The 22401-nt window shown below is 68.9% G+C and carries 20 protein-coding genes; 19 read left to right on the top strand and 1 reads right to left on the bottom strand.

Annotation, left to right across the window (positions count from 1 at the left end):
- Nucleotides 1–24: 24 nt before the first annotated feature.
- Nucleotides 25–1554 (bottom strand): hypothetical protein, encoded by a 1530-nt coding sequence (locus ACV22W_RS11870; protein WP_448019353.1) that lies wholly within the window; start codon nucleotides 1552–1554, stop codon nucleotides 25–27.
- A 622-nt stretch (nucleotides 1555–2176) separates the two neighbouring features.
- On the opposite strand from ACV22W_RS11870, the gene ACV22W_RS11865 reads away from it, so the two are divergent.
- From ACV22W_RS11865 to ACV22W_RS11775, 19 genes are all read left to right on the top strand, one after another.
- Complete coding sequence (locus ACV22W_RS11865; RefSeq protein ID WP_448019351.1) at nucleotides 2177–3073, top strand: VOC family protein; 897 nt, start codon at nucleotides 2177–2179, stop codon at nucleotides 3071–3073.
- A 9-nt stretch (nucleotides 3074–3082) separates the two neighbouring features.
- Nucleotides 3083–3976, top strand: coding sequence for a CoA transferase subunit A (locus tag ACV22W_RS11860; RefSeq protein ID WP_448019350.1), 894 nt, complete (start codon nucleotides 3083–3085; stop codon nucleotides 3974–3976).
- A 10-nt stretch (nucleotides 3977–3986) separates the two neighbouring features.
- Nucleotides 3987–4784 (top strand): CoA-transferase subunit beta, encoded by a 798-nt coding sequence (locus ACV22W_RS11855; RefSeq protein ID WP_448019349.1) that lies wholly within the window; start codon nucleotides 3987–3989, stop codon nucleotides 4782–4784.
- Nucleotides 4785–4792: 8 nt separating this feature from the next.
- A complete protein-coding gene (locus ACV22W_RS11850; protein WP_448019348.1) occupies nucleotides 4793–5719 on the top strand; it encodes an enoyl-CoA hydratase in 927 nt (308 codons plus the stop codon).
- Nucleotides 5716–6804: an NAD(P)H-dependent flavin oxidoreductase gene (locus ACV22W_RS11845; protein ID WP_448019347.1), complete on the top strand. Its 1089-nt coding sequence runs from the start codon at nucleotides 5716–5718 to the stop codon at nucleotides 6802–6804. Before ACV22W_RS11850 ends, ACV22W_RS11845 begins: the two co-directional genes overlap by 4 nt.
- Nucleotides 6805–6829: 25 nt before the next feature.
- The gene (locus ACV22W_RS11840; protein ID WP_448019346.1) at nucleotides 6830–7639 is read left to right on the top strand and encodes an enoyl-CoA hydratase family protein; all 810 of its coding nucleotides are present in this window, start codon (nucleotides 6830–6832) and stop codon (nucleotides 7637–7639) included.
- On the top strand, nucleotides 7636–8805 hold the full coding sequence (locus ACV22W_RS11835) for an acyl-CoA dehydrogenase family protein (protein ID WP_448019345.1): 1170 nt from the start codon (nucleotides 7636–7638) through the stop codon (nucleotides 8803–8805). The genes ACV22W_RS11840 and ACV22W_RS11835 overlap by 4 nt, the downstream gene beginning before the upstream one ends.
- A 35-nt stretch (nucleotides 8806–8840) precedes the next feature.
- Entirely contained in the window at nucleotides 8841–9908 is a 1068-nt protein-coding gene (locus ACV22W_RS11830; RefSeq protein WP_448019344.1) for an acyl-CoA dehydrogenase family protein, read from the top strand.
- A complete protein-coding gene (locus ACV22W_RS11825; protein WP_448019343.1) occupies nucleotides 9908–11059 on the top strand; it encodes an acetyl-CoA C-acetyltransferase in 1152 nt (383 codons plus the stop codon). The genes ACV22W_RS11830 and ACV22W_RS11825 overlap by 1 nt, the downstream gene beginning before the upstream one ends.
- Nucleotides 11060–11100: 41 nt before the next feature.
- Complete coding sequence (locus tag ACV22W_RS11820; RefSeq protein ID WP_448019342.1) at nucleotides 11101–11979, top strand: SDR family oxidoreductase; 879 nt, start codon at nucleotides 11101–11103, stop codon at nucleotides 11977–11979.
- 3 nt (nucleotides 11980–11982) lie between these two features.
- Complete coding sequence (locus ACV22W_RS11815) at nucleotides 11983–13224, top strand: acyl-CoA dehydrogenase family protein (RefSeq protein ID WP_448019340.1); 1242 nt, start codon at nucleotides 11983–11985, stop codon at nucleotides 13222–13224.
- The gene (locus ACV22W_RS11810; RefSeq protein WP_448019338.1) at nucleotides 13221–14423 is read left to right on the top strand and encodes an acyl-CoA dehydrogenase family protein; all 1203 of its coding nucleotides are present in this window, start codon (nucleotides 13221–13223) and stop codon (nucleotides 14421–14423) included. The genes ACV22W_RS11815 and ACV22W_RS11810 overlap by 4 nt, the downstream gene beginning before the upstream one ends.
- Nucleotides 14420–15220 carry an SDR family oxidoreductase gene (locus ACV22W_RS11805; protein ID WP_448019337.1) on the top strand — a complete coding sequence of 267 codons (801 nt, stop codon included), beginning with the start codon at nucleotides 14420–14422 and terminating at the stop codon, nucleotides 15218–15220. The genes ACV22W_RS11810 and ACV22W_RS11805 overlap by 4 nt, the downstream gene beginning before the upstream one ends.
- Complete coding sequence (locus ACV22W_RS11800; protein ID WP_448019714.1) at nucleotides 15220–15705, top strand: MaoC family dehydratase; 486 nt, start codon at nucleotides 15220–15222, stop codon at nucleotides 15703–15705. Before ACV22W_RS11805 ends, ACV22W_RS11800 begins: the two co-directional genes overlap by 1 nt.
- A 23-nt stretch (nucleotides 15706–15728) precedes the next feature.
- Nucleotides 15729–16934, top strand: coding sequence for an acetyl-CoA C-acyltransferase (locus tag ACV22W_RS11795; protein WP_448019335.1), 1206 nt, complete (start codon nucleotides 15729–15731; stop codon nucleotides 16932–16934).
- A 131-nt stretch (nucleotides 16935–17065) separates the two neighbouring features.
- A complete protein-coding gene (locus ACV22W_RS11790) occupies nucleotides 17066–18025 on the top strand; it encodes a WD40/YVTN/BNR-like repeat-containing protein (RefSeq protein ID WP_448019333.1) in 960 nt (319 codons plus the stop codon).
- A 102-nt stretch (nucleotides 18026–18127) separates the two neighbouring features.
- Complete coding sequence (locus ACV22W_RS11785; protein ID WP_448019331.1) at nucleotides 18128–20599, top strand: efflux RND transporter permease subunit; 2472 nt, start codon at nucleotides 18128–18130, stop codon at nucleotides 20597–20599.
- A gap of 69 nt (nucleotides 20600–20668) precedes the next feature.
- Nucleotides 20669–21748 (top strand): Rieske 2Fe-2S domain-containing protein, encoded by a 1080-nt coding sequence (locus ACV22W_RS11780; RefSeq protein ID WP_448019329.1) that lies wholly within the window; start codon nucleotides 20669–20671, stop codon nucleotides 21746–21748.
- Between the two features lie 288 nt (nucleotides 21749–22036).
- Nucleotides 22037–22240, top strand: coding sequence for a cold-shock protein (locus tag ACV22W_RS11775; RefSeq protein ID WP_006483056.1), 204 nt, complete (start codon nucleotides 22037–22039; stop codon nucleotides 22238–22240).
- Nucleotides 22241–22401 lie beyond the last annotated feature (161 nt).

Here is a 22401-nt window from a genome sequence, read left to right as displayed (position 1 = left end):
GACGCCGTCGCCCGCGGACGGGTGCTACTGGATGCGAATCAGCGCGGCGCTCACCGGTGCCACCTTCACGGCCACCTGCTGTTTCGCCACGGCAAGCGTCTGCTGCGGCGTGCCGTTCCATGCGCCATTCAGCGCGACTGCCTGCCCGCCGAACGTGATCGGTGTCCCGCCGTTGTAAATGCCCGGATTGGCGAGCTGGGCACCCGTTGCGTCACCTGACGAAGCGAGCGTCATCACTGTCGCGCGCGACGCCTGCGAGTCGAGCGTGACGGTAACGTTTGCGGCGCTGGCCGTATCCTTGTTGTTGATGATGACGTAGGTCGCGCCCTGACTGGTCGCGACCGCGAATGCGCTCACGGCCGCCGTGCTCGCGCTCAGCGTCGTATTCAGGAGTTGACCGGCGCCGCCGCCCGCGAAGATTTGCGAAAAGAACAGCAGTGCGTAATAGAGCGGCTGCACGGCCGTGACTTCGCCTTGCGAATCGGCGATCGCGGTATAGCTCGTGATCGATCCATTGTTGTGGAAATTCAGGCCGCCCGCGCCGTACTGTGCATGCGTGAAGATGAAATCGATCGCCCACAGCGCGCTCGCGAACACGTTGCTGACGCCGGCCGGCTTCGTGCTGTTGAAATACGAATTGGTCTCGTCCATCCGGAACGGCATGCCGGCCTTCTGCGCGGCGGAGCGAATGTTTTGCAGGGCCGCCACGAGCTTCGTATCGGGATAGGCGAGCATCCCGGTGATCGAGGGTGCGTTGTCGGTGTAGTTGCTGATGTAGTAGTGCTCGGTCAGCAGTGCGATGTTCCTGCCCTGGCTCGCCGCGAACGATTCCGCCCAGCCCGGCGTGTCGCCGGCGGCGGCCGGCCCGCTGAACACGGCGCCGCTGACGGCACCCGCGATCGCCTGCGCGAACTGGTTCCATCCCGCGATCGCGCCCTGGGCGACCGTGCCGCCGTTCACGAAGATGTCGTAGGTGATGCCGGCCAGGTTCGGTGTCCGGGTGCCGCCGTACTGATCGGGTTCGTTGCCGATCTCGAACGCGAGCAACTGGCCGCCGAGCTGTTGCGACACATACAGCGCTTCGTCGGCCGCTTGCACCGGCGACGTCACCGAGCCGCGCGCACCGGCGAAATTGATCCCGTAGATCACTTTCCATGCGGGACATTGCTTGAGGCACGCGACGAATCGCGCCACGTCGATACGCGAGATCTGCCCGCGAATCTGCCCCGGCCCGTTCGGCGCCCACGTCATGCGGTCGACGCTGTTCCCGCCGATGCGCAGCACGCCGCCGCCGAGCGCGTTGAGCAGACCGATCAGGTTTGCGTTGTCGGCGCGGAAGTAGTTGTTGTTGATGTCTGCTTTCTCGAAGCTGAGGCCTGCGAACTGGGCATCGAGCGCGGCGGTGCCGGACGCGGCCTGCTGCACGGCGAGCGTCAGCGAGACGCCGTCAGGGGGCGGGTCCGGCGGTGGTGCGTCGGATCCGCCGCCGCCGCAGGCGGCCACCATCGACACGGCTGCATACGCGCCTAGGCGAATGAAGCCGCGCCGGTTCATCGCCGCCGACGCCTCGTACAGGTCGGACAGCGAAAGCGGGTTCTTTGTGGGTTTTCAATTGGTGATCCTCGTAGGCCGTTATTGATATTTATGAAAGACATTAAACGCCGCCTGCGTAACATACCCGCTACAAGGATCGAAGTCCATGAGGCACGTGTCGAAGTTTGTCTCGGCGTTTCGCGGTCCGTTTTCACAAAGCCGGCAGAAGCCCGCAGCGCTTGTCCCGGCTGGGCAGACGCGATGGCGGCGCCTTGTCGACGACGATTCCCGGCGAGTGGGCAAATGGTTGATTTCTACGCAGAAGAAATAAGCATTCCGGCCGATTTTTTCAGGCATTCCTGACGTTTGGACCGTAAGAAAGATAATCCGCCAGACCGGTTATTCCGGATGAGCCGCACGCATGTCGTCGGCGTTGTCGCCGATGCCCGCGCGTCGTTGCGGCCACGCTCTGCAGACGTCCTTTGCGGCGCCGCAGCAAAGTGGCATCGTTTCGCTGCGCGCACCCGCCGCGCCACGCGCCCGCCTTCCCGCCGGCTCTCGTCCCAACAGACGATGTGACGCCATTCCCGACCGGCCAGAATCCTTTCACGAACAACGGAATCTGAACCTGGAGGAGGCCGACATGATCGATGTCCGTGCGCTCGGCTACGTCGTCGTCGAGGCGACCCGTGTCGATGCGTGGCGCCGCTACGCGGAAGACGTGCTGGGCATGCAGGCGCTCGACGCACCCGACGGCGCGCTGTACCTGAAGATGGACGAGCGCGATTTCCGCTACGTGATCGTCCCCGGCGCGACCGACCGCTATTTCGCGTCGGGCTGGGAACTGCCCGACGGCGCCGCGTTCGACGCCGCGCTCGCGGCATTGCAACGTGCGGGCGTCGAAGCCGTGCGCGCCACGCGCGACGAAGCCGCGCTGCGCCGCGTGCAGGCCATGGCTTGGTGCACCGACCCGTCCGGCAATCGTCACGAGCTGTACTGGGGCGCGCGCTGCGACTTCCGCCGCTTCGTGTCGCCGCTCGGCGTCGGGCGCTTCGTCACCGGCGACATGGGGCTCGGCCACGCGGTGCTGCCCGCGCCGCAGTTCGACGCGACCGACGCATTCGTGCGCGGCGTGCTCGGCTTCGAACTGTCCGACATCTACCGCGTGAAGTTCACGCCGGACCCCGTCGAACCCGAGAAGCGCATTCACTTCATGCACTGCCGCAATGCGCGCCATCACAGCCTCGCGCTGTTCGAGATGGCCGTGCCGTCGGGTTGCGTGCACGTGATGGCCGAGGTCGACTCGATGGACGAAGTCGGCCGCGCGCTCGATCGGGTCGCCGCACACGACGTGAAGATGTCGGCGACGCTCGGCCGGCACTGCAACGACCAGATGATTTCTTTCTACATGAAGACCCCCGGCGGCTTCGATCTCGAATACGGCTTCGGCGGTCTCACGGTCGACTGGTCGAAGCATGCGGTGTTCGAGGCCACCAAGGTGAGCCAGTGGGGCCACGATTTCAGCATCGGATACCGGTAAGCCAGCACGATGACGATGAAACCTCTCGACAAGACGATGTCCGCGCGCGACGTGGTCGCGCAACTCGCCGACGGCATGACTATCGGGATCGGCGGATGGGGGCCGCGGCGCAAGCCGATGGCGCTGGTGCGCGAGATCGCGCGCTCGAACCTGAAGGACCTGACGGTCGTCGCCTACGGCGGTGCCGACGTCGGACTGCTGTGCGCGGCGGGCAAGGTGCGCAAGGTGGTGTTCGGCTTCGTGTCGCTGGACGTGATCCCGCTCGAACCGCATTTCCGCCGCGCCCGCGAACAGGGCCGTGTCGACGTGCTCGAACTCGACGAAGGGATGCTGCAGCTCGGCCTGCGCGCGGCCGCCGCGCGCCTGCCGTTCCTGCCGACGCGCGCCGGACTCGGCACAGCGCTGCTCGATCACGCGCCGGAGCTGCGCACGGTCACGTCGCCGTACGACGACGGCGAGACGCTGCTCGCGATGCCGGCGCTCGAACTCGACGTCGCGCTGCTGCACGTGAATGCGGCCGACCGGATGGGCAACACGCGCATCGACGGCCCCGATCCCTTCTTCGACGCGTGGATGGCGCGCGCCGCGCGACGCTGCTACGTGTCGGCGGAAACGGTCGACGCGACGCTCGCGACCGAAGACCTCGATGCCGCGAAACGCAACCCGTTCGAGCGTTCGCTCGTCACCGGCGTCGTGCCTGCGCCGGGCGGCGCGCACCCGACGTCGTGCGGGCTGGCCTACGGCTGGGACTTGCCGCACCTGCGCGCGTACTGCGCAAGCGCGGAAGACGATGCGAAGACGGCGGCGTACCTGCGCGACGTGGTCGGCCAGGACGAACGCCAGTATCTCGAAGGCGTCGGCGGCCTGCCGCATGTGACGACGCTGCCGTTGCCGATTCTGTAAAGGAGCGCCTGTGAGCGAATCTCTCGACCATTCCCTCGCGGAACTGATGATCGTCGCGTCCGCGCGACTCTGGCGCGACGACGGCGAAGTGCTGGCGACCGGCATCGGCACGGGCCCGCGGCTCGCGGCCGGCCTCGCGCGGCTCGCCTACAACAACGGGCTGATGCTGACCGACGGCGAGGCGTATCTCGTCGAGGAGCCGGTCCCGCTTGGCCCCCGTCCAGACGGCTATCGCGTGAAGGCGAGCGGCTGGATGACCTACGAACGCGTGTTCGACTGCCTGTGGCACGGCCGACGCCACGCGCTGGTGATGCCGACGCAGATCGACTGCTTCGGCCAGGCGAACATCTCGTGGCTCGGCGACGACTACGCGCGTCCGAAGACGCAGCTGCTCGGCGCGCGCGGCTTCCCCGGCAACTCGACGAATCATGCGAATTCGTTCTTCGTCAGCGGCCACGGCAAGCGCACGTTCGTCGAAGGCGAAGTCGACATGGTCTGCACGGTCGGCTACAACCCGGCGCGCCGGCTGCCCGGCATGAAGACCTTCGTCGACCTGCGCAGCATCGTCACCGACCTGTGCGTGATGGATTTCGGCGGCCCCGATCACGCGATTCGCGTGCGTTCGCTGCATCCGGGCGTGAGCTTCGACGAGGTGCAGGATGCGACCGGCTTCCCGCTGGTTGCCGCACCGGAACTCGGCACGACGGCCGCGCCGAGCGCGGAAGACTTGCGCATCGTGCGTGCGCTCGACCCTCACAACCTGCGCGCGACGATCATGCGCAACAATCCGGCGCCGCGCCGCGGATGAGGTCCGACATGGAAGCGACCCAGATGACGTTCGGCGACGGTGTCGTCGACTACGCGGTCGAGGACGGCATCGCGACGATCACGATGAACCGTCCCGAGTATCACAACGCGCAGAACTCGAAGATGACGTACGCGCTCGACGCGGCGTTCCGGCACGCGTCGCACGACGACGCGGTGAAGGCGATCGTGCTCGCGGGCGCCGGCAAGCATTTTTCGGCGGGACACGACATCGGTACGCCGGGCCGCGACATTCACGAGTCCTTCGACCGCGCGTCGCTGTGGTACGACCACGTCGACAAGGAGGGCGGCGAGTTCCTCTATGCGCGCGAACAGGAGGTGTACCTCGGGATGTGCCGGCGGTGGCGCGACCTGCCGAAGCCGACCATCGCGATGGTGCACGGCGCATGCATCGCGGGCGGGCTGATGCTCGCGTGGGTATGCGACCTGATCGTCGCATCGGAGGACGCGTTCTTCGCGGATCCGGTCGTGCGGATGGGCATTCCGGGCGTCGAGTATTTCGCGCATGCGTACGAGCTGAACCCGCGCATTGCCAAGGAGTTCCTGTTTCTCGGCGAGCGGATGCCGGCCGAGCGCGCGTATCAGATGGGCATGGTCAACCGTGTGGTGCCGCGCGAGCGGCTGCGCGACGCGACCTACGCGATCGCCGCGAAGATCGCGACGATGCCGCGGCTCGGCCTCGCGCTGACCAAGCAGGCGCTGAACCACGTCGAGGAGCTGCAGGGCAAGCGCGCGGCGATGGACGCGGCCTTCGCATGGCATCACTTCGCGCATGCGCACAACGAGCTCGTCAGCGGCGACCGCCTCGGCGGCTACGACGCACGCAAGATGGCCAGCTCGCAGCGCAGGCCGGAGCAGGCGGAAGGCGAAGGGCGGACCGATACGGCAGCGGCCGCCGTCAACGGAGCCGCCGCATGAGCACGACGCTGCATACCCCGTTGTGCGACCTGCTCGGCTGCCGCTACCCGATCGTGCAGACCGCGATGGGCTGGGTAGCCGACGCGCGGCTCGTCGCGGCCACCGCCAACGCCGGCGGCTTCGGCTTCCTGGCCGGCGCGACGCTCGAACCGGAGCAGGTCGAGGCCGAGATCCTGAAGGTGAAGGCGCTGACCGACAAGCCGTTCGGCATCAACTTCCACATGTTTCAGAAGAACGCCGCGCAGGTGGTAGATCTCGCGATCGAGCATCGGCTGCGCGCGGTCAGCTACGGGCGCGGGCCGGACGCGAAAACGATCCGCCGCTTCAAGGACGCCGGCATCGTCTGCATGCCGACCGTCGGCGCTCCGAAGCACGCGGCGAAGGCGGTCGAGCTCGGCGCGGACATCGTGACGGTGCAGGGCGCGGAAGGCGGCGGCCATACGGGCTCGGTGCCGACCACGCTGCTGTTGCCGAAGGTGCTCGACGCGGTGCGGGTGCCGGTCGTCGCGGCCGGCGGGTTCTTCGACGGGCGCGGGCTGGCTGCCGCGCTCGCGTACGGCGCGGCCGGCATCGCGATGGGCACGCGCTTCCTGATGAGCGCCGAATCGCCGGTGCCGCGCGGGACGCTCGAGCGCTACGTCGCGGTGGGCGATCCGGCGCGGATCCGCGTGTCGGACGCGCTCGACGGGCTGCCGCAACGCATGATCGACAACCCGTATCTGCTGAAGCTCGAACGCTTCGGCCCGCTGCGCCGCACGCTGTTCGCGCTGAAGACGGCCGAAGCGTGGCGCCGTCAGAACGGGCTGCGCACGACCGACATGCTGGGCCTCGCGATCAAGGCGCTGCGCTCGCACGACTATACGGCGAGCCAGACGCTGATGGCCGCGAACGCGCCGTTCCTGATTCAGCGCGCGATCGTCCAGGGGCGGCCGGACGAGGGCGTGCTGCCGAGCGGCCAGGCGGCCGCGATGATCGGCGCGATCGAATCGTGCGACGCGCTGATCGCGCGGATCGTCGCGGAGGCCGGCGAGCGGCTCGACGCGCTGGCCGCGTTGCGCGGCGTGGCGGCGGCCCACGCGGCTTGAAAGACATCACAGGGAGGCAGTGGAGATGACTACATCCAAACAACCGGGCGGCGCGATGCCGTTCCGGATCGAGCGCGCCGACGGCATCGCCGAACTGGTGATCGCCCATCCGCCCGTGAACGCACTCGATGCGCAGGGCTGGCACGCGCTCGCGCGGGCGCTCGACGCGCTCGGCGAGGACGACGACGTGCGCGTGATCGTCGTGCGCGGCGAAGGCCGCGGCTTCTGCGCGGGCGTCGACATCAAGGAGCTGGCCGCGCATCCGGAACGGATCGTGTCGGTCAACGCAGGCAACTACGAGACGTTCCGCGCGGTGCACCGCAACCCGAAGCCGGTGATTGCGGCCGTACACGGTTTCGTGCTCGGCGGCGGGATCGGCATCTGCGGCGCGGCGGATATCGTCGTCGCGGCCGACTGCGCGCGCTTCGGCGTGCCGGAGATCGACCGGGGCGCGATGGGCGGCGGCGCGCATCTGCAACGACTGTTCGGTATGCAGAAGGTCCGCGCGATGTACTTCACGGGCGAGATGATCGACGCGGCCGAGGCGTACCGGCTCGGTGCGGTCGAGCAAGTCGTCGCGCGCGATGCGCTGCGCGACGCGGCGCTCGCGATCGCCCGCAAGATCGCGGAAAAGAGCCCGGCGATGGTGCGGCTCGCGAAGGAGGCGTTGAACGGCGTCGAGGACGGCGATCTCGAGGACAAGTACCGCTGGGAGCAGGGCTTCACGCTGCAGGCGTACATGACCAACGACTCGACGGAGGCGCGTGCCGCGTTCGTCGAGAAGCGCGACGCGCGGTTCGACGCAGGGACCAGCGTCGAGGAGGTACGCGCATGAACCTGGCCTATACGCCGCAACAGCAGGCGTTCCGCGCGGAAATCCGCGAATGGCTCGCCGCGCACGTGCCGCGCGAGCGGCTGCCGAGCTTCGACACCGAGGAAGGCTTCGTCGCGCACCGCGAGTGGGAGCGCACGCTGCATTCGGGCCGCTGGAGCATGGTCACGTGGCCGCGCGAGCTGGGCGGTCGCGGTTGCGACCTGATCGAGTGGCTGATCTTCGAGGAAGAGTACTGGCGCGCCGACGCACCGATGCGCGTGAACCAGAACGGCATCTTCCTGCTCGGCCCGACGCTGATGGATTTCGGCACGGCGCAGCAGAAGGCGCGCTTCCTGCCGGCGATGGCCGCAGGCGAGCACGTGTGGGCGCAGGGCTGGTCGGAGCCGAACGCGGGCTCGGACATGGCCGCGATCCGCACGACGGCGATCCGCATCGACGACGAATACGTGCTCAACGGCCAGAAGATCTGGTCGACCCGCGCGGTGTGGGCCGACTGGCTGTTCGGGCTGTTCCGCAGCGATCCCGAGTCGTCGCGTCACCACGGGCTCACGTTCCTGATGGTGCCGCTGTCGACCCCGGGCATCACCGTGCGCCCGATCCGCCAGCTGAACGGGCAGACGGGCTTCGCGGAAATCTTCTTCGACGACGTGCGCGTGCCGGTCGAGAACCGCCTCGCGGCCGAGGGCGCGGGCTGGCAGGTCGCGATGGCGACGGCCGGCTTCGAGCGCGGGTTGATGCTGCGTTCGCCAGCCCGTTTCCAGCGCACCGCGCAGGCGCTGCGAGACCTGTATCTCGCGCACCGCGACAGCGCGGATCGCGACCCCACGCTGCGCGAACGCGTGGTGTCTGCGTGGATGGATGCGCAGGCGTACGCGCTGTCGACCTACGCGACCGCGAGCCGGCTGCTGAAGGGCGGCCATATCGGCGCAGAGTCGAGCACCAACAAGGTCTTCTGGTCGGAGCTCGACCTGCGGATGCACCAGACCGCGCTCGACATCCTCGGCGCGCACGGCGAGGTCGTCCCGCAGACGGCAGCGCAGCACGCGACGCTCGGCCACTGGCTCGACGGCTTCCTGTTCGCGCAGGCCGGCCCGATCTATGCGGGCACCAACGAGATCCAGCGCAACATCGTCGCCGAACGGATGCTCGGCATGCCGCGCGCGTAAGCGCGCCGGCGCCACCCTCACTGAACGGACATCGTATGGATTTCGTATTCGATGAAGACCAGGAGGCGCTCGCGGACAGCGTGAAGCGCCTCCTGATGACCGAGATGACCCCGGAGTTGATCCGCGAGCTGTGGGCCACGCCGACGGGCCGCTCCGACGCACTGTGGTCGCTGTTCGCGTCGCAGGGGCTGACCGCCGTGTCGGTGCCCGAGGCACACGGCGGTCTCGGCCTGACCGAAGTGGAATGGGTACTGCTCGCACAGACCTACGGCTACTTCGGCAGCCCCGAGCCGCTGCTCGACACGGCACTCGTGTCGGCTGGCGTGCTCGCGCAGCTGCCCGCCAGCGGCTGGCGCGACGCGCTGCTGCGCGACATCGCCGAAGGGCGCGCGCGTGTGGCGCTCGTGCATCCGGTGAACCCGTATGCGGCCGACGTGCACGTCGCGCAAGCGCTGCTGTGCGAGCACCGCGGCGAGCTGCACCGCGTGAATCCCGCGCAGTGCGCGTGGCGCGCGGTCGACAGTGTCGACCCGTCGCGGCGCCTGTTCACGCTCGACTGGGAGCCGTCGGCGGTCACGCGCATCGCGAGCGCCGACGAAGCCGCGCCGTTGCTCGATCGCGCGCTCGACCACGGCGCGTTCGCCGTCGCGGCGCAACTGCTCGGTCTCACGCAGCGCGTGCTCGACGTCGCGATCGACTACAGCGCGCAGCGCAAGCAGTTCGGCAAGGCCATCGGTTCATACCAGGCGCTCAAGCATCTGCTCGCCGACGTCGCGATTCGCTACGAGTTCGCGCGGCCGGTAGTCGCACGCGCAGCGCAGGCGATCGCCGACGATCACCCGCAGCGCGCGGTGCTGGTGTCGCACGCGAAGCTCGCGGCGACCGCCGCCGCGCAACTGGCCGCACGCCACACGATGCAGGTGCACGGGGCGATCGGCTACACGTGGGAGCTCGACCTGCAGATCTTCATGAAGCGGATCTGGGCGCTCTCCGGCAGCTGGGGCGACAACGCATTCCACAAGGCCCGCGTGGCCGACGCGATCCTCTGCGACGCATTGCCGATCGGCCCCGCGCAGACCTTCGATTTCGAGGAAACCCACTGATGAAACAAGCCTATATCGTCGACGCGCTGCGCACGCCGACCGGCCGCCGCAAGGGCGGGCTCGCGCACGTGCATGCGGCGGACCTCGGCGGCTTCGTGCTGAAGACGCTCGTCGAGCGCAACGCGATTCCGGCCGACGAATACGACGACGTGGTATTCGGCTGCGTCGACACGATCGGCCCGCTCGCCGGCAACATCGCGCGCACCTGCTGGCTCGCGGCCGGGCTGCCGCTGCAGGTGCCGGGCGTGACGGTCGATCGCCAGTGCGGCTCGTCGCAGCAGGCCGTGCACTTCGCCGCGCAGGCCGTGATGTGCGGCGTGCAGGACGTGGTGGTCGCGGGCGGCGTGCAGACGATGTCGCAGATCCCGATCTCGTCCGCGATGACGAGCGCGGCGCCGCTCGGCTTCAACGACCCGTTCTCGGGCAGCGCCGGCTGGCGCGCGCGCTTCGGCGACGCGCCGGTGTCGCAGTTCGTCGCCGCGCAGCGGATAGCCGATCACTGGAACCTGTCGCGCGAGGCGATGGAGCGCTACGCGCTGGAAAGCCACCGCCGCGCCGTGGCGGCGATCGAGGCCGGCCATTTCAAGCGGGAAATCGTGCCGCTCGAAGGCGTGCAGCACGACGAGACGCCGCGCCCCGACACGTCGCTCGAAAAGATGGCGACGCTCGAACCGCTGATGCCGGGCGGCTCGCTGACGGCCGCCGTCGCGAGCCAGACCTGCGATGCGGCCGCCGCGTTGCTGATCGTGTCGGAGGATGCGCTGAAGCGCTACGGGCTCACGCCGCGCGCACGCATTCACCACCTGAGCGTGCTCGGCGACGATCCGCTGTGGATGCTCACCGCGCCGATCCCGGCGACCCAGGCCGCGTTGAAGAAGAGCGGGCTCGACTGGTCGCGGATCGACGTCGTCGAGATGAACGAGGCGTTCGCGTCGGTCGCGCAGGCGTGGCTCGCGGACACGCGCTTCCCGCACGAGAAGACCAACCCGAACGGCGGCGGCATCGCGCTCGGCCACCCGCTCGGTGCGACCGGCGCACGACTGATGACGACGCTGCTGCACGAACTGGAACGCACCGGCGGTCGTTATGGATTGCAGACGATGTGCGAAGGCGGCGGCCTCGCGAACGTCACGATCATCGAGCGCCTGTGAGCGCGGCACTTTCACGATCCCTCGATCCAGGAGGCACAAGCATGGGAATCTGTAACGGACGCACCGCCATCATCACCGGCGCGGGCGGCGGCCTCGGGCGCGAATACGCGCTCGCGTTCGCGGCCGAAGGCGCGGCGGTCGTCGTCAACGACATCCGTCACGAGGCCGCGCAGGCCGTGTGCGACGAGATCGCACGACGCGGCGGCCGCGCGCTCGCGAATGCCGACGACATCACGCGGATCGACACCGCGCAGCGGATCGTCGATGCCGCGCGCGAAGCGTTCGGCGACGTGCATGTGCTGGTGAACAACGCGGGCATCTGCCGCGACAAGATGTTCACCAGCATGACCGAAACCGACTGGGACGACGTGATGCGCGTGCATCTGCGCGGCCACTTCTGCCTGTCGAGCGTGCTGGCGCGCGTGTGGCGCGACGCCGCGAAGGCCGGCGATCCGGTCGACGCGCGAATCGTCAACACGAGTTCCGGCGCCGGGCTGCAAGGGTCGATCGGTCAGTCGAACTATGGCGCGGCGAAGGCCGGCATCGCGGCGCTCACGCTGATGCAGGCGGCCGAGCTGCAGCGCTACGGCGTGCGCGTGAACGCGCTCGCGCCGGCCGCGCGCACGTCGATGACCGAAGGCGTATTCGCCGACATGATGAAGAAGCCCGAGGACGGCGGCTTCGACTATTTCGATCCGGCCAACGTCGCGCCGCTCGTCGTGTGGCTCGGCAGCGCGCTGTCGGCCGATGTGACGGGCCGGGTGTTCGAGGTCGCGGGCGGGATGATCGCGGTCGCCGAAGGCTGGCGCACCGGCCCGAGCGTCGATCGCGGCGAGCGCTGGGCGCCGGCCGAGGTCGGCCCGGCGGTCGCGCGGCTGCTCGCCGACGCGCGTCCCGCGCAGCGCGTGTACGGGAGCTGACGCATGGATCTGGCGCTCACCGACGAACAGGCGATGATCCGCGACACGGCGGCCGACGTGCTCGCCGAACGCAGCGCGTCCGCCGACGTGCGACGCGCGCTCGAGCAATCGGCCGGCCGCGACGACACGCTGTGGGCCGCGCTCGCGGGCGAGCTCGGCTGGAACGCGCTGTCGCTGCCGGAGGCGGCAGGCGGGATGGGGCTCGGCGCGGTCGAGCAGACGTTGTTGATGGAGCAGCTCGGCCGGCGCGTCGCGTGCGTGCCGTATTTCTCGACCGCGTGCCTGGCCGCGACGGCGCTGGCGAGCTGCTCCGACGTGCCGCTCGCGACGGGCTGGCTCGCGAAGATTGCGGAAGGTGCATGCAGCGCGACGCTGGCCTTGCCGTTCGAGCTGCCCGCAGGTTCATGGCAGTTGCCGGTCGTCGCGGAAGAAGCAGCGGGCGGCTATGCGTTGTCCGGCACGATCGAACAGGTGATCGACGGCGCGCGCGCCGATCTGCTGCTCATTCCCGCGCGGATCGCGAACGAGGGGCAGTCGATCGGCCTGTTCGCGATCGACGTCGCGACGGCGCCCGGCCTGAGCATCGCGCCGCTCGACACGCTCGACGCGACGCGGCCGATCGCGCGCATCGTCCTCGACGAAATCCGCGTGAACCGCGACGCGCTGTTCGCCGGCGGCGCCGTTGCGTCGCAGGTGCTCGAGCGCGCCGCATGGTTCGCGGCGCTCGCGCTGGCCGCCGAACAGCTCGGCGGCGCACAGCACTGCCTCGACCTGACGCTCGACTACACGGGCCAGCGCGTGCAGTTCGGCCGCGCGATCGCGTCGTTCCAGGCCGTCAAGCATCGCTGCGCGCAGATGATGGTGCTGATCGAATCCGCACGCTCGGCGGTGCTCGGCGCGGCGCACGCATGGGATGCGGAAGCGGGCGGGGCGGCGCCGGGCGCGGCGTTGCGCGCCGACGTCGCGGCCGCGAAAGCCGCCGCGAACGACGCGTATGCGTTCTGCGCGCAGGAAGCGATCCAGCTGCACGGCGGTGTCGGCTTCACGTGGGAATACGACCCGCATCTCTACTTCAAGCGCGCGCAGGCGTCGGGCACGCAGTTCGGCAGCACGCCGCAACTGCTCGAATGGATCGCACATCATGCGATCGACGGCGACACGTCGCGGCGCGAGGCGGCACTGGCGTCGCCACAGGCGTCGATCGCCACGCGTCCGTCCGCCGCGCGCACCGGAGCACTCCAATGAACGGCGAAACGCGCGAACAGCAATTGCGGCACGACGTCGCCGACTGGGTGCAGTCGCACCTGACCGGCGAATTCGCGTGCCTGAAATACCGCGGCGGCCCCGGCGACGAGGAAGCGTTTCCGGAACTGCGCAAGGCGTGGGAACGGGAACTGGCGCACGGCGGCTGGACCGGCCTCGGCTGGCCGACCGACGCGGGCGGCCGCGGCTTCACGGTCGCCGAGCAGGTGATCTTCCACGAGGAATATGCGCGTGCCGGCGGCCCGGGCCGGATGGGCCATATCGGCGAAGGGCTGCTCGGGCCGACGCTCGTCGCGTGCGGCACCGACGATCAGCGCGGGCGCTTCCTGCCCGGGATTCTCGCCGGCACGCAGTTCTGGTGCCAGGGCTACTCGGAGCCGGGCGCGGGCTCCGATCTCGCGAACGTGCGCACGCGTGCCGAGCAGGACGTCGACGGCAGCTGGCGCGTGTTCGGCCAGAAGGTGTGGACATCGCTCGCGCACGATTCCGACTGGATCTTCGTGCTCGCCCGTACCGATCCCGCATCGAAGGGCAACAAGGGGCTGTCGTTCCTGCTGCTGCCGCTCGACCAGCCGGGCATCGAGATCCGCCCGATCAGGCAGCTCAACGGCGGCGCCGAATTCAACGAAGTGTTCTTCGACGGCGCGCGCGCGGCAGCACGCGACCTGGTCGGCGCGCCGGGCGACGGCTGGCGCATCGCGATGACGCTGCTCGGCTTCGAGCGCGGGATGTCGACGCTCGGCCAGCAGATGCAGTTCGTCCGCGAGCTCGAATGGGTGATCGACGCCGCGCGCGAGTCGGGCGCCGATCGCGACTCGGTGCTGCGCCAGCGGATCGGCCGCGCGTGGGCCGGGCTGCGCGTGATGCGCTACAACGCGCTGCGGATGCTGTCGGGCGCGGACGACGCGAACGGCGGCACCACCGCGCCGCTGCGCCGCGAGGCGCTGATCTACAAGTATTTCTGGTCGAACTGGCACCGCGACCTCGGCCAGCTCGCGATGGACGCGCTCGGGCCCCGCGCGAACGTGATCGATCCGGCCGACGACAAGCTCAGCCATCTGCAGCGCGTATTCCTGTTCTCCCGTGCGGACACGATCTACGCCGGCACCAACGAAATCCAGCTCAACATCATGGCCGAGCGCGGGCTCGGCATGCCCAGGGAACCACGAGGCACAGCATGACCGAACCCCAGATCCAGAAAGCGCCGGCCTACGTGCCGGGCCACCAGCTGCTCGCCGGCAAATCGGTGCTGATCACGGCCGCCGCCGGCGCAGGCATCGGCTTCGCGGCCGCGCGCCGCTGCGCGGAGGAAGGCTGCCGCGCGCTGTTCATCTCCGACATCCACGAGAAGCGCCTCGAACAGGCCGTGGAGACGCTGCGCGCCGAAACGGGGCTGCAGCAGATCTACGGCCGCCTGTGCAACGTCGCGGTCGAGGACGACGTGCAGGCGCTCGTGGCCGATGCGCAGGACAGGCTCGACGGCGTCGACGTGCTGATCAACAACGCCGGGCTCGGCGGCGCCAGACGCATCGTCGAAATGGACGATGCCGAATGGTCGCGGGTGATCGACATTAGCCTCACCGGGACGTTCCGGATGACGCGCGCGATGCTGCCGCACATGCAGGCCCGCGGCCGCGGCGCGATCGTCAACAACGCATCGGTGCTCGGCTGGCGTGCGCAGGCGGAGCAGGCGCACTACGCGGCGGCGAAGGCGGGCGTGATGGCGCTCACGCGCTGCGCGGCGCTCGAGGCGTCGCCTTACGGGGTGCGCATCAACGCGGTCGCGCCGAGCATCGCGATGCACGATTTTCTGAAGAAGTCGGCCCCGGCCGACTTGCTGAATCAACTGGCGTCGCGCGAAGCCTTCGGGCGCGCCGCCGAAGTCTGGGAGGTCGCGAACGTGATGGTGTTCCTTGCAAGCGATTACGCGTCGTACATGACGGGCGAAGTGCTGTCGGTCAGCAGCCAGCACGCATGATGGAGACGACCCTCGACCCCGTGCGCGCGACGCCCCGCGTGTTCGCGCATCCCGATGAACTCGCGGCGGCCGTCGGCGACACGCTCGGCGCGAGCGCGTGGCTCGCGATCGACCAGATCCGCATCGACGGCTTCGCAGACGCGACGGGCGACCACCAGTGGGTGCACGTCGACCCGGTGCGCGCGAAGGACGGACCGTTCGGCGCGTGCATCGCGCACGGCTACCTGACGCTGTCGCTCGTCAACCATTTCCTGCCGCAGATCATGCGCATCGACGGCGCGCGGCTCGGCGTCAACTACGGCTGCGACAGGATCCGCTTCCCGGCGCCGGTGAAGGTCGGCGCGCGCGTGCGCGGCGTCGGCGAGCTGCTGCGCGTCGAGCCGCTCGACGGCGGCGTGCAGGCGTGGATCCGCGTGACCGTCGAGATCGAAGGCGAAGGCAAGCCCGGCTGTGTTGCCGACACCATCAGCCGTTACTACTTCTAGATTCGGATTCAGAGAGCCAGCTCATGGAAGACGCAGTCATCGTTTCCGTCGCACGCACGCCGATCGGCAAGGCGTTTCGCGGCATGTTCAACGACACCGAGGCGCCCGCGCTGGGCGGCCACGTCGTGCGCACCGCGCTCGAACGCGCGGGCGTCGCGCCGGCCGACGTCGACGACGTGCTGATCGGCTGCGCCGCGCAGCAGGGCACGCAGGGCTACAACATCGGTCGCCTGTCGGCGGCGGCGGCGGGGCTGCCGGCGTCGGTGCCCGGCATGTCGATCGACCGCATGTGTTCGTCGGGCCTGATGTCGATCGCGAGCGCCGCGCGCAGCATCGGCGCGGGCGACGCGCGGATCGTCGTCGCGGGCGGCGTCGAATCGATCTCGCTCACGCAGAACAAGCACAAGAACGGCTACCGAGCGCGTTCGCAGGCCGTGCTCGACCACCAGCCGGCCGCATACATGGCGATGATGGAAACCGCCGAGATCGTGTCGCGCCGCTACGGGATCTCGCGGGCGGCGCAGGACGAATTCGCGTTGCAGAGCCACCAGCGCACGGCCGACGCACAAGCGGCCGGCCGCTTCGACGCTGAAATCGCGCCGCTCGACGTGACGCGCGCGCTGTTCGACAAGGAAGGCAACCCGACCGGTCACGAGGCCGTGCACGCCGCGCGCGATGAAGGCGTGCGCGCCGATACGACGGCCGAGCGGCTCGCGGGGCTCAAGCCGTCGTGGAGCGGCGGCAAGGTCGTCGAGCAGGGCGAGTTCGTGACGGCCGGCAACGCGTCGCAGTTGTCGGACGGCGCGGCGGCGGTGGTCGTGATGTCGCGCGCCGAGGCCGCGCATCGCGGGCTCGCGCTGCTCGGCACGTTCCGCGGGCTGGCCGTGGCCGGCTGCGAGCCGGACGAGATGGGCATCGGCCCGGTGTTCGCGATTCCGAAGCTGCTGGCGCGCTTCGGGATGAGCGTGCGCGACGTCGGGCTGTGGGAGCTGAACGAGGCGTTCGCGTGCCAGGCGCTGTATTGCCGCGACACGCTCGGCATCCCCGACGAACGGCTGAACGTCGACGGCGGTGCGATCGCGCTCGGCCATCCGTTCGGGATGTCGGGCACGCGGATGACGATGCATGCGCTGCTCGAAGGCGCGCGCCGCGGCGTGCGGCATGCGGTCGTGACGATGTGCATCGGCGGCGGGATGGGTGCCGCCGCACTGTTCGAAGTCGGCGCGTAACGGCGTTCGACGAAGCCATCCATCCGGAACCATGCGAGGCCGCGGCAACGACCGGCGGCCCGGAGACTTGCAGCGGCAGGGCGAGCGCGTCGGCGCGGGCCCGGGCCGCTTGCCAGGACAGGAGACAACCGATGAAACGTACCTTGCCAGGACTCGCGATGTCGACGCTCGTGCTCGGCGCCGCGCTGTTCGCGTTCTCGCCGCGCCCGCTGCCGGCGTTCCCGGTCACCGCGATCCATGCGGACCGCCTGCAGATCAACGGGCTCGCCCGCGCCGGCACACGCATCGTCGCGGTCGGCGAGCGCGGCGTGATTCTGCTCAGCGACGATGCGGGCCGCCGCTGGCGGCCGGCGTCGGCCACGCCCGATCAGGGCTCGACGCTCACGCAGGTGAGCTTCGTCACGCCGACGCTCGGCATCGCGGTCGGCCACGACGGCCGGATCGTGCGCAGCGACGATGCGGGCGTGCACTGGCGCGAGGTCCACGGCGACAACGCGCATTCCGATCCGCTGCTGTCCGTCTGGGGCAGCGCGAACGGCCCGCTGTTCGCGGCCGGCAGTTTCGGCCAGTTGCTGCGCTCGGACGACGCCGGGCTCACGTGGCAGCCGCTGAAGACGCCGGCGGGCGACCGCCACCTGAACGCGATCGTCGGCGACGGCCACGGCAATTTGCTGATCGCAGGCGAGAGCGGCACGCTGCTGCGCTCGACTGACAAGGGCGCGACCTGGGACAAGCTCCCGTCGCCGTACGCAGGCTCGCTGTTCGGCGCGCTGATGCTCGCGAACGGCGACTGGATCGCGTACGGCATGCGCGGCAACGTGCTGCGCAGCACCGATCGCGGCGCGACCTGGACGCACGTCGACAGCCACGTGCCGGTGTCGTACTTCGGTGCGACCCAGCTTGCCGACGGCGAACTCGTGCTGGTCGGCCAGGGCGGCGCGATCGTCGCGTCGCGCGACGGCGGCCTGAGCTTCGACGTGCGCAAGCTCGGCGGCGTGCAGAGCCTCGCGGCCGTGCTCGACATGGGCCGCGGCGCGCTGCTGCTCGGCGGCGAGGCCGGCGTCGCGCCGCTCGCCGCGTCGCCGTCCTGATGCGCGGCGGCGGCGCTTGCCGCCGCCCGCATCCGTTCGCGTCGCCGCGCCGACCCGCATCGTCCGCATCGTCCGTCCCGTCCGTTCCGACCCGAGAAATCCATGAACGACCTGTCACGCTCCACCGAAGCCGTTCCCGCATCGCGCCTCGCCGCGTTCGTCGAGCGCTGCGCCGACACGATCATCCGGCAGCGCCGGCTGCTGATGCTGCTGTGCATCGCGGCGACGCTCGCGCTCGGCCTGTCCGCGACGCGCCTGAAGCTCGATCCGGGCTTCAACAAGATGATCCCGATGCAGCACCCGTACATGCAGGTGTTCGAGCGTTACGCCGGCGCGTTCCCCGGCGCGAACACGATCCTCGTCAGCCTGCGCTGGAAGGGCGACGGCGACATCTACAACCAGACGTTCATGGACGCGCTGCGCCACGCGACCGACGACGTGTTCTTCATCCCCGGCGTGAACCGCTCGCGCGTGTTCTCGCTGTTCACGCCGAACGTCCATTACACGGAAGTGACCGAAGCCGGCTTTCGCGGCGACGTGGTCGTGCCCGGGCAGTTCTCGAGCGCGAACCCGGACGATCTCGCGAAGGTGCGCCGCAACGTCGCGCGCTCCGGGCAGATCGGCCGGTTGGTCGGCAACGACCTGAAGTCGGCGCTGATCCGCGCGGAACTGCGCGAGACCGATCCGGGCACCGGCAAGCGGCTCGACTACAGCGCGGTCGCGCGCCAGCTCGAGGAAATCCGCGCGCGCTACGCAAGGCAGGGCATCGACGTCAACATCATCGGCTTCGCGAAGCTGGTCGGCGACGTCGAGGCCGGAATCGCCGGCGTGATGGCGTTCTTCGCGCTGGCGTTCCTCGTGACGGCCGCGCTGCTGTTCGCCTATACGCGCTCGCTGAAGACCACCGTGCTCGCGCTCGTCGTCGCGCTGCTGCCCGTCGTCTGGCTGCTCGGCGCGCTGCCGCTGCTCGGGCTCGGCATCGACCCGATGTCGATCCTCGTGCCGTTCCTGATCTTCTCGATCGGCGTGTCGCACGCGGTGCAGATGACCAATGCATGGAAGCAGGCGCTGGTGCGCGGCGCGTCGTCGGTCGAGGCCGCGCGCGACGCGTTCCGCAAGCTGTTCGTGCCGGGCACGGTCGCGCTGCTGACCAACGCGCTCGGCTTCATGGTGATCATGCGGATCAAGATCGACATCGTGCGCGAACTCGGCATCACCGCGTGCCTCGGCGTGCTGCTGATGATCGTCACCAACAAAATATTCCTGCCGATCCTGTTGTCGTACACGCGCCTCGAGCGCGGCACGCTCGCGCGTGCCCAGCGCACGGCGGCGGCCGGCGGCAGCGTGATGTGGTCGCGCTTCGCGGTGTTCGCGCGGCCGGCGCCGGCGCTCGGCGTGTTCGCGGTGGCGCTCGCGCTGCTCGCATACGGCACGCTCGAGTCGCGCAAGCTGGAGATCGGCGACATCGGCACCGGCGCGCCGGAACTGCGTGCGAACTCGCGCTACAACATCGACAACGCGGCCATCACGCACCAGTACAACATCGGTGTCGACGTGCTGTCGGTGATCGTCGAGACGACCGGCTTCGACGATGCATGCCTGCATTACCCGGTGATGAGCGCGATCGAGAAGTTCGAGATGAACATGCGCGGCGTGGCCGGCGTGCAGTCGGTGACGAGCGTGTCGTCGCAGGGCAAGGTGTTCATCGCCGCGTTCAACGAAGGCAACCCGCGCTGGGCCGCGCTGCCGCGCTCCAGCGACGGGCTCACGCAGGGCTCCAATGCGTTCGATCCCGACAACGGGATGAACACCGCGAACTGCAAGGCGATCCAGGTGCTGATCTACACGCAGAACCACGAAGGCACGACCATCGCGCACATCGTCGACGAGATCAAGCGCTTCGCGGCCGACAACCCGACGCCGAACGTCGCGTTCCGGCTCGCGGGCGGCAACGTCGGCGTGATGGCCGCGACCAACGAGGCGGTCGGCGACGCGGAGATCGCGATGCTGCTGTCGATCTTCGGCGCGATCGCGCTGCTCTGCGCGGTCACGTTCCGCTCGTGGCGCGCGGTGCTGTGCATCATCGTGCCGCTCACGCTGGTGTCGATCCTGTGCAACGCGGTGATGGCGCGGCTCGGCATCGGGTTGAAGGTCGCGACGCTGCCGGTGATCACGCTCGGCGTGGGCGTGGGCGTCGACTACGGGATCTACCTGTACGAACGCCTGCAGCACGACATTCGCCACGGCGCGACGCTGCCCGACGCATTCGCCGACGCGATGCGCCAGCGCGGCACCGCGGCGCTGTTCACGGCTGTCACGATGTTCATCGGCGTCGGCACCTGGTCGTTCTCCGCGCTGAAGTTCCAGGTCGACATGGGCGTGCTGCTCGCGTTCATGTTCCTCGTGAACCTGTTCGGCGCGGTGTTCCTGCTGCCCGCGCTGGCCGCATGGCTCGGCGTCGAGCGGGCGGAGCGCCGCGTGTCGCGCGAGCCGCAGCTGGCATCGCCGCCGGCCGCGCCGGCCCCCGCGCTCAAGCCGACGCGCGCGCTCGAACCCGGCAATCCGGTGCGCTGAGCGACGCAACCCCGTTACCCCGGTGCGCGGCGGGCCGCCGCGCGTCCCCCAAAAGAGGAGTCAACCCACATGTCCGCACGCCCTTACAAGATCGAAGCCCAGCCGCTCGCGCAGCGCTATGCGCGCGGCTGGCACTGCCTCGGGCTCGCCCGCGACTACAAGGACGGCAAGCCGCACACGCTGAACGTCTTCGGCCGCAAGCTCGCCGCGTTCGCCGACTCGACCGGCAAGATCAACGTCGTCGACGCGTATTGCCCGCACATGGGCGCCGACCTGAGCCTCGGCACGGTCGAAGGCGACAATCTCGTCTGCCCGTTCCACGGCTGGGCGTGGAACGGCGACGGGCAGTGCGCGTCGATCCCGTACTGCAAGCGGATTCCGCCGAAGGCGCGCATCGGCGCGTGGCCGACCTGCGAGGAAAACAACCTGCTGTTCGTGTGGAACGATCCGGAAGGCAATGCGCCGCCGCCGGAAGTCGCGATTCCGCGCCTCGACGTGTGCTTCTCCGACGAATGGTCGGACTGGGTCGTCGACAAGATGGTGATCCAGGCGAACTGCCGCGAGTTGGTCGACAACATCTCGGACGTCGCGCACTTCGCGACCGTGCACCACGCGCCGATCGACTATTTCGCGAACCTGTTCGAGGATCACAAGGCGACGCAGCTGATGGTCGGCCGCAGCGAGAAGCTCGGCGGCGACAGCCTGACCGCGTTGTCGACGTATTTCGGGCCGGCCGTGCACATCACGCAGATGACGGGGCAGAGCGGCGGGCAGCCGATCCATTCGGTGCTGCTGAACTGCCACGTGCCGATCGACATGAACAGCTTCGAGCTGCGCTACGGCGTGATCGTGAAGAAGGTGGCCGGCCTGAGCGACGCGCAGAACATGGAGATCGCGAACGCATACGTGAAGGAAGCGCAGCGCGCGTTCTACGAGGACGTCGACATCTGGCACAGCAAGACGCGCATCGACAACCCGCTGCTGTGCGAAGGCGACGGGCCGCTGTACCAGATGCGCGACTGGTATTCGCAGTTCTACCTGGACGCGGCCGACGTGCGGCCGTCGAGCGTCGCGCGCAAGACGTTCGAGATGAAGGTCCGCGACGGTGCGGCGCCGCCGGCGTTGCATCACGTGTTCGAGCCGCGGTGACGGGCAGTAACGGCGAAGCGCGGCGAAAATAGGTGCGCATCGTTTCGTGTTCCGATCGCCGCCGACGCCCGTCAGGCAAAGCGCGCGCGCTGCCGCGCGCCTGCGTCGCATCGAAAGAGCTTGACGGATCGGCCTGCACCGCGTAGTGTCCGAGACCGAAGTCTTCAAGAAGTTCGATTGCTCATCATTGGCCGCACGGCGTGCGGCAGTCGTTGGTCTCTCCCTCTTTTGATTCTTTCTGTGCCCGTCACGGGCGCATGTTCAATTATTCGTATTAAGGAAGTATTTGTGGATACCGGTACCGTCAAGTGGTTCAACGAAACCAAGGGCTTTGGTTTCATTTCCCCGGACAACGGCGGCGACGATCTGTTCGCCCATTTCTCGGAAATTCGCGGCACGGGCTTCAAGACCCTGGCCGAAGGCCAGAAGGTCAGCTTCGAAGTGAAGCGTGGCCCGAAGGGTCTGCAAGCGTCGAACATCACGCCGCAGTAAGCCGCGTCGGTACCGGCCGTCGAATGACGGCCGCTGCCGGTCGGATTTCGCGCGGAGGCCGGCCCGAGCCGGCGTCCTGCGCGTTTCGACGCACACGACCGATGCATCGCGGAATTCACGATGCATCGGTCGTGTGCTTCCCTCATCCATCGCAGGTCCGT

The sequence above is a fragment of the Burkholderia sp. AW49-1 genome, from assembly GCF_053427845.1.
This window is presented reverse-complemented; position numbering and strand designations above follow the sequence as displayed.

Coding starts and splice junctions, on each gene's coding strand:
- ACV22W_RS11845 (WP_448019347.1), top strand. CDS start 5,716: ATGAGCACGACGCTGCATACCCCGTTGTGCGACCTGCTCGGCTGCCGC.
- ACV22W_RS11870 (WP_448019353.1), bottom strand. CDS start 1,554: ATGAACCGGCGCGGCTTCATTCGCCTAGGCGCGTATGCAGCCGTGTCG.
- ACV22W_RS11795 (WP_448019335.1), top strand. CDS start 15,729: ATGGAAGACGCAGTCATCGTTTCCGTCGCACGCACGCCGATCGGCAAG.
- ACV22W_RS11800 (WP_448019714.1), top strand. CDS start 15,220: ATGGAGACGACCCTCGACCCCGTGCGCGCGACGCCCCGCGTGTTCGCG.
- ACV22W_RS11825 (WP_448019343.1), top strand. CDS start 9,908: ATGAAACAAGCCTATATCGTCGACGCGCTGCGCACGCCGACCGGCCGC.
- ACV22W_RS11780 (WP_448019329.1), top strand. CDS start 20,669: ATGTCCGCACGCCCTTACAAGATCGAAGCCCAGCCGCTCGCGCAGCGC.
- ACV22W_RS11835 (WP_448019345.1), top strand. CDS start 7,636: ATGAACCTGGCCTATACGCCGCAACAGCAGGCGTTCCGCGCGGAAATC.
- ACV22W_RS11860 (WP_448019350.1), top strand. CDS start 3,083: ATGACGATGAAACCTCTCGACAAGACGATGTCCGCGCGCGACGTGGTC.
- ACV22W_RS11790 (WP_448019333.1), top strand. CDS start 17,066: ATGAAACGTACCTTGCCAGGACTCGCGATGTCGACGCTCGTGCTCGGC.
- ACV22W_RS11810 (WP_448019338.1), top strand. CDS start 13,221: ATGAACGGCGAAACGCGCGAACAGCAATTGCGGCACGACGTCGCCGAC.
- ACV22W_RS11805 (WP_448019337.1), top strand. CDS start 14,420: ATGACCGAACCCCAGATCCAGAAAGCGCCGGCCTACGTGCCGGGCCAC.
- ACV22W_RS11865 (WP_448019351.1), top strand. CDS start 2,177: ATGATCGATGTCCGTGCGCTCGGCTACGTCGTCGTCGAGGCGACCCGT.
- ACV22W_RS11850 (WP_448019348.1), top strand. CDS start 4,793: ATGGAAGCGACCCAGATGACGTTCGGCGACGGTGTCGTCGACTACGCG.
- ACV22W_RS11820 (WP_448019342.1), top strand. CDS start 11,101: ATGGGAATCTGTAACGGACGCACCGCCATCATCACCGGCGCGGGCGGC.
- ACV22W_RS11785 (WP_448019331.1), top strand. CDS start 18,128: ATGAACGACCTGTCACGCTCCACCGAAGCCGTTCCCGCATCGCGCCTC.
- ACV22W_RS11840 (WP_448019346.1), top strand. CDS start 6,830: ATGACTACATCCAAACAACCGGGCGGCGCGATGCCGTTCCGGATCGAG.
- ACV22W_RS11815 (WP_448019340.1), top strand. CDS start 11,983: ATGGATCTGGCGCTCACCGACGAACAGGCGATGATCCGCGACACGGCG.
- ACV22W_RS11830 (WP_448019344.1), top strand. CDS start 8,841: ATGGATTTCGTATTCGATGAAGACCAGGAGGCGCTCGCGGACAGCGTG.